We start from the raw sequence: 6,383 nt of genomic DNA on the forward strand, positions 1-6,383 counted from the left end.
CTCGCCGAGGGTGGCGCGTACGGCGAACCCGCCCGCGAGCAGCGCGACGCCCCAGGGCAGGCCCGGCGGGGCCGACGTCGCGGGCGGCGTCGCGCGCGCCGTTCCCGACGCGGTGGGCGACGGAGTGAAGGCAGCGGTCGCCACCGCGGTCGCGACGGGGACGAGGGCCAGGAGCGTGATGACGGCCGCGACGGGCAGGTCGAAGCCTGTGCCGAGCGCCTTCGCGGCGCCGTCGCCGAGAGGCTGGACGCCGAGGCTGCCGCGGGCGAGGAGGAAGAGCAGCAGGGCGGCGACGGAGCCCAGGGCGCAGAACGCCGCGCTGGCCGTGGCCGTGAGCAGGCGCAGACCGCGGGGGGAGAGGCCGTAGGGCGGTTGGCCGCGCTCCGGACGGAGCGCGGGGTCGGTGCGGGAGACCGCGACCGCGACGTACACCGTGGCGGCCAGGGGCACGAGGCACCAGGCGAGGCGCTGGACCGAGCTTGCCGCGCCGTCGTGCGACAGGGCGTGCCCGAGGGCGGCCAGGAGGAGGAAGCCGGTGCCCGCCGACGCCGCGCTCACGAGGAGGCGTCGCGCTTGGACGAGCGGCCTGCCGCCGCGTACTAGACGGAGACTGAGCACGTCGCCCTCCCCTCTTCCGTACCGGGAACGTCACCGGAGACGGACGTCGCGTGGGCGAGGCGTCCGTCGTGCAGGGAGACGGAGCGGTCGGCGAGTTCGGCAGCTTCGTCGCCGTGGGTCGTGAGGAGCATGCTGATGCCATGCGTGCGCGCCGCGGTGACCAGGGTGCGCAGCAGGACGGCGCGGTCGGCCGAGTGGAGCGTGGCGGTCGGCTCGTCGGCGAAGAGGAGCGCGGGGGTGCCGGTGAGCGCGCGGGCCATCGCGATGCGACGTTGCTCCAGGTGGGTGAGCGCGTGAGGGCGGCGTCGCGCGCAGTGGGCGACGTCGAGGCGTTCCAGCCACTCCGTCGCGACGTCGCGTGCGACGCGGTGCGGGACGCCGCGCAGGAGGAGCGGCAGCGCGGCGTTCTCCCATGCGGTGAGCTCCGGGGAGAGGTGCGGCTTCTCCTCCAGCCAGCCGAAGTGGTCGCGCCGTACGCGGGCGCGGCGCGCGGTCGACAACTCGTGGAGCGGCGCGCCGTCGAACCAGATGCCGCCCTGGTCGGGGCGGACCATGCCGGCGAGGCAGCGCAGCAGGGTGGAGCGACCGCTGCCGCGTGGTCCGCCCACGGCGAGGATCTCGCCGTGTCGCAGGCTGAGCGTCACGTCGCTCAGCACGGGGGAGCCGCGACGGGTCACATGCAGGCCCTCGGCCCGCAGCACGTCGTCGGCCGGGGATGGCGAGGGGGCAGCCATGCAGTGCACCTCAGTTCCGCTCGGGGCCGTCGGATGCGGGGCGGCTCGCGGTCGACGCGACGGTGCCGCGCCGCGTGGCGCGTGGTGGCGGACTGACGTCGCGTGGGCACGCGGGCCGTCGCGCGGAGCGCGTTGTTCGTCCCTAAATCGCCTGGAACGTAACACGCGGGGTGCGGCGTCGCGCGCCATCCGGCGCACGGCGCGACGGTGGACGTCGCGACATCGCGCCGTCACGTCGCGTGGTCACGTCGCGTCAGCACGTCGTGTCGCGTCATTACGTCGCGCGGGCGCGGCGAGGACGTGGCGGGTAGGCGGCGGGTACGTCGCGTAGGAGGCATGCGAGGTCGCGCCGTGTCCGGCCAGGTCGCGCGGCGATGTCGCGGGGGCGCGGCTACGTCGGACATCGCGTACGCAAGCCGCCCCGCCTCCTGCGCGCCGACGCGTGGTACGTCGCGTACGTGCCGTTGGGTCGCGACATCGCGTCGGGGGCGACGTCGCGTGCGCGCCAGGCGTCGCGCGCCACGTCGCGGCCAGCGGCGTCGCGCCACGTACCGGATCGCCCACCACGTCGCGTCGCTTCGTGCCGCACGACGTCGCGTCGCTTCACGTCGCGTCGCCTCGCACCCACGACGTCGCGTCGTCCCACGCCGCGTCGCCCCACTGCCCATCGCCTTCACCCGACGCCTCGCCTCCCCCCACGCGCGAAAAACACCCCGGCCCCCGCTCTCACCCGCAAGAGTGAGACGGGGCCGGGGGCCTGGGGCCGGGCATGGGGCCGGGGTCAGATCTTCGTCCATGCCTCCGTGAGGACCTGGCGGATGATGCCCTCGATCTCGTCGAAGGTGGACTGGTCGGAGATGAGCGGGGGCGAGAGCTGGATGACCGGGTCGCCGCGGTCGTCCGCGCGGCAGTACAGGCCGTACTCGTAGAGCTTCTTGGAGACGAAGCCGTAGAGGATGCGCTCGCTCTCCTCGTCGGTGAAGGTCTCCTTGGTGGCCTTGTCCTTGACCAGCTCGATGCCGTAGAAGAAGCCGTTGCCGCGGACGTCGCCGACGATGGGGAGGTCGCGGAGCTTGTCCAGGGTGGCGAGGAAGGCGCCCTCGTTGTCGAGGACGTGCTGGTTGAGGTTCTCGCGCTCGAAGATGTCGAGGTTGGCGAGGGCGACGGCGGCGGAGACGGGGTGGCCGCCGAAGGTGTAGCCGTGCAGGAAGGTGTTGTCGCCCTGGTAGAAGGGCTCGGCGAGGCGGTCGGAGACGATGCAGGCGCCTATCGGCGAGTAGCCGGAGGTCATGCCCTTCGCGCAGGTGATCATGTCCGGCACGTAGTCAAACTTGTCGCACGCGAACATCGTGCCGAGGCGGCCGAAGGCGCAGATCACCTCGTCGGAGACGAGGAGGACGTCGTACTGGTCGCAGATCTCCCGTACGCGCTGGAAGTAGCCGGGCGGCGGCGGGAAGCAGCCGCCGGCGTTCTGGACCGGTTCGAGGAAGACGGCCGCGACGGTGTCGGGGCCCTCGAAGAGGATCTGCTGTTCGATCTGGTCGGCGGTCCAGCGGCCGAAGGCCTCGGGGTCGTCGCCGTGGATCGGCGCGCGGTAGATGTTGGTGTTCGGCACCTTGTGCGCGCCCGGTACGAGCGGCTCGAACGGCGCCTTGAGCGCGGGCAGCCCGGTGATCGACAGCGCGCCCTGCGGCGTGCCGTGGTAGGCGACGGCGCGCGAGATGACCTTGTGCTTGGTCGGCTTGCCGGTCAGCTTGAAGTACTGCTTCGCGAGCTTCCAGGCGGTCTCGACGGCCTCGCCGCCGCCCGTCGTGAAGAAGACCTTGTTGAGGTCGCCCGGGGCGTGGTGGGCGAGGCGCTCGGCGAGCTGGATCGCGGAGGGGTGCGCGTAGGACCAGACGGGGAAGAACGCGAGGTCCTTCGCCTGACGGTGCGCCGCCTCGGCCAGTTCGGCGCGCCCGTGACCCGCCTGGACCACGAAGAGGCCCGCCAGGCCGTCCAGGTAGCGCTTGCCCTGGTCGTCGTAGATGTAGGTGCCCTCGCCCCGCACGATCGTGGGGACGGGCGCGTTCTCGTACGACGACATGCGGGTGAAGTGCATCCACAGGTGGTCGTACGCGGTTCGGGAGAGGTCCTTGCTCACGGCTATCGGGTTCCCCACATGTAGGTCTGCTTCTTGAGCTTGAGGTAGACGAAGCTCTCGGTGGAGCGCACTCCGGGGAGGGTGCGGATCCGTCTGTTGATCACATCGAGAAGGTGGTCGTCGTCCTCGCACACGATTTCGGCCAGCAGGTCGAAGGAGCCGGCGGTGAGCACGACGTACTCGACCTCCTGCATCGCCGCGAGCGCGTCGGCCACGGGATCGAGGTCGCCCTCGACGTTGATCCCGACCATCGCCTGCCGCCGGAAGCCCACGGTGAGCGGGTCGGTGACCGCGACGATCTGCATGACGCCCTGATCGAGCAGCTTCTGCACGCGCTGGCGCACCGCCGCCTCGGAGAGGCCCACGGCCTTGCCGATCGCGGCGTACGGGCGTCTGCCGTCCTCCTGGAGTTGTTCGATGATCGCCAGCGAGACGGCATCGATCGATGAGCTGCCGCTACCGGTCCTGGATTCTGAGCTGCGACTGACCACGCCCTCACTCTGCCCGAGGACTCCGCAGTTCCGCAAGCCCAAATCGATGAAATCCGTTGTTCCAAGGCTTTGAAAACACCGATTCCGCAGCCGACGGGGAGTGGGTGTGTCGAAAGCGTCGCCTTAACGGCTAGGGTGGGTGTCTCAGGCTTTGGACACGGAGCTGTGGACAGGGAGCCCTGGACACCGGGCTTCGGACACCGACAGGAGGGCCGGCAGTGACCACCGAACTGCGCCGACTGCGCAACTACATCAACGGCGAGTTCCGCGACGCCGCGGACGGCGCGACCACGCGGGTCGTGAACCCGGCCACCGGCGAGGCATATGCGACGGCGCCCCTGTCGCGTGCCGCGGACGTGGACGCCGCTATGGACGCCGCCGCCGCGGCGTTCCCGGCGTGGCGCGACGCGACGCCCGCGGAGCGGCAGCGCGCGCTGCTGAAGATCGCCGACGCCTTCGAGGAGCGCGCCGAGGAACTCATCGCCGCCGAGGTCGAGAACACCGGCAAGCCGGTCGGGCTCACCCGTAGCGAGGAGATCCCGCCGATGGTGGACCAGATCCGCTTCTTCGCGGGCGCGGCGCGCATGCTCGACGGGCGCTCGGCGGGCGAGTACATGGAGGGGCTCACGTCCTTCGTACGGCGCGAGCCGATCGGCGTCTGCGCGCAGGTCGCGCCGTGGAACTACCCGATGATGATGGGCGTCTGGAAGTTCGCCCCGGCGCTCGCGGCGGGCAACACCGTCGTCCTCAAGCCCTCGGACACGACGCCCGCCTCGACTGTCCTGATGGCCGAGATCATCGGCTCCGTGCTGCCCGCCGGCGTCTTCAACGTCGTGTGCGGCGATCGCGACACGGGACGCCTCATGGTCGAGCACGACATCCCGGCCATGGCCTCCATCACGGGCTCCGTGCGCGCCGGGACCGAGGTCGCGGGCTCGGCGGCCAAGGACCTCAAGCGCGTCCATCTCGAACTGGGCGGCAAGGCACCCGTCGTCGTCTTCGAGGACGCCGACGTCGCGAAGGCCGTCGCGGGCATCTCCGAGGCCGGCTACTTCAACGCCGGGCAGGACTGCACCGCCGCGACGCGTGTCCTCGTGCACGAGTCGGTGCACGACGAGTTCGTCACCGCTCTCGCCAAGGCCGCGGCCGAACTGCGCACCGCCGGGCCCGACGACGAGGACGCCTTCTACGGGCCGCTCAACAACGCCAACCAGCTCGCCCAGGTCAGCGGCTTCATCGACCGGCTGCCCGCGCACGCCAAGGTCGAGACCGGCGGACGCCGCGTCGGCGACAAGGGCTACTTCTACGCGCCGACCGTCGTCTCCGGGCTGCGCCAGGACGACGAGATCATCCAGAACGAGGTCTTCGGGCCCGTCATCACCGTGCAGTCCTTCACCGACGAGGCGCAGGCCCTCGCCTACGCGAACGACGTCGAGTACGCCCTCGCCTCGTCCGTCTGGACGAAGGACCACGCGCGCGCCATGCGGATGTCCAAGTCGCTCGACTTCGGCTGCGTGTGGATCAACACGCACATCCCGCTCGTCGCGGAGATGCCGCACGGCGGCTTCAAGAAGTCCGGCTACGGCAAGGACCTGTCGCTCTACGGCTTCGACGACTACACGCGCGTCAAGCACGTGATGACGTCGCTGGACTGAGGCGAGGCCCTCCGGGGGGGCGGGTCCGGATTGGCGGGCCCGGTCGGCTTCCGAGGGGGGATGAAGACGGCTCGTGCCGCGCTGGGGCGCGGTGCGGGCCGTTTCTTGGTGGGGTGGGGTGTCGGGAGTGTCAGGGGCGTCGCGTGGTGGGGTGCGACGTTGCGGGGGTACGGGGGATGCCGCGAGGCGAGGCGTAGCGGGGACGGGGCGCGCGGTACGTCGCGTGGCGTCGCGGTGGGGGGCACGTCGCGTCGCTTAGGGGCCACGTCGCCTCGTGCAGGCGGACATCGCGAGCGGGGCCACGTCGCGTCGTGGGGGGCTACGTCGCGTGGCGGGGCGCGACGTCGCGGGGGTACGTCGCGTGCTCGGAACGCGCCGCCTGCGCGGCGGGGCTGCGCGCCTGGGATGCGCGTCGCGTCGTACCCGTACCGCCATCGACACTCTGTCTTCTCCGCGCCGCCCCGCGAGGACGCGACGTCGATTGCCGTTGGCGTGTGACGCGCGTCATGCTGCGCGCGTGCCGAAGCCATGGATACCCCGGTCCCTTTCCGCGGACGCCGCCGCCGACTTCACCGCGACGTCGCGTACGTCCCGGGCGGCGTCCACGTCGCGCGCGCCGCGCATGCCCCGCGCGCTCGGTACGTCGCGTACGTCGCGTGTGCCGCGCGGCGTTCCGACGCGACGTGCCGTCCTGCGTGATGGCGCCGCGGCGGCGGGGCTGCTGGGGCTCGGCGCGTGCGGC

The 6,383-nt window shown here is 71.7% G+C and carries 4 protein-coding genes and 1 pseudogene; 1 reads left to right on the forward strand and 4 read right to left on the reverse strand.

Annotation, left to right across the window (positions count from 1 at the left end):
* From G3I42_RS18315 to G3I42_RS18330, 4 genes and pseudogenes are all read right to left on the reverse strand, one after another.
* Positions 1–618: pseudogene (locus G3I42_RS18315) on the reverse strand (hypothetical protein); the annotation flags it as partial.
* Positions 600–1,352, reverse strand: a complete 753-nt coding sequence (locus G3I42_RS18320) for an ATP-binding cassette domain-containing protein (RefSeq protein WP_164287307.1) — start codon at positions 1,350–1,352, stop codon at positions 600–602. The pseudogene G3I42_RS18315 and the gene G3I42_RS18320, both read right to left, overlap by 19 nt.
* Before the next feature lie 781 nt (positions 1,353–2,133).
* A complete protein-coding gene (locus G3I42_RS18325; RefSeq protein ID WP_164287309.1) occupies positions 2,134–3,513 on the reverse strand; it encodes an aspartate aminotransferase family protein in 1,380 nt (459 codons plus the stop codon).
* Positions 3,498–3,986 carry an Lrp/AsnC family transcriptional regulator gene (locus tag G3I42_RS18330; protein ID WP_164287311.1) on the reverse strand — a complete coding sequence of 163 codons (489 nt, stop codon included), beginning with the start codon at positions 3,984–3,986 and terminating at the stop codon, positions 3,498–3,500. The genes G3I42_RS18325 and G3I42_RS18330 overlap by 16 nt, the downstream gene beginning before the upstream one ends.
* Positions 3,987–4,204: 218 nt before the next feature.
* Between G3I42_RS18330 and G3I42_RS18335 the strand changes: the two genes are divergently transcribed.
* Positions 4,205–5,641 carry a gamma-aminobutyraldehyde dehydrogenase gene (locus tag G3I42_RS18335; protein ID WP_164287313.1) on the forward strand — a complete coding sequence of 479 codons (1,437 nt, stop codon included), beginning with the start codon at positions 4,205–4,207 and terminating at the stop codon, positions 5,639–5,641.
* Positions 5,642–6,383: the final 742 nt, after the last annotated feature.

The organism is Streptomyces sp. SID11385 (assembly GCF_010548245.1).
Lineage (GTDB): Bacteria > Actinomycetota > Actinomycetes > Streptomycetales > Streptomycetaceae > Streptomyces.

What these genes read in the sequence shown, in the direction of transcription:
- G3I42_RS18320 (WP_164287307.1), bottom strand. Translation starts at nt 1,352, where the DNA reads ATGGCTGCCCCCTCGCCATCCCCGGCCGACGACGTGCTGCGGGCCGAG.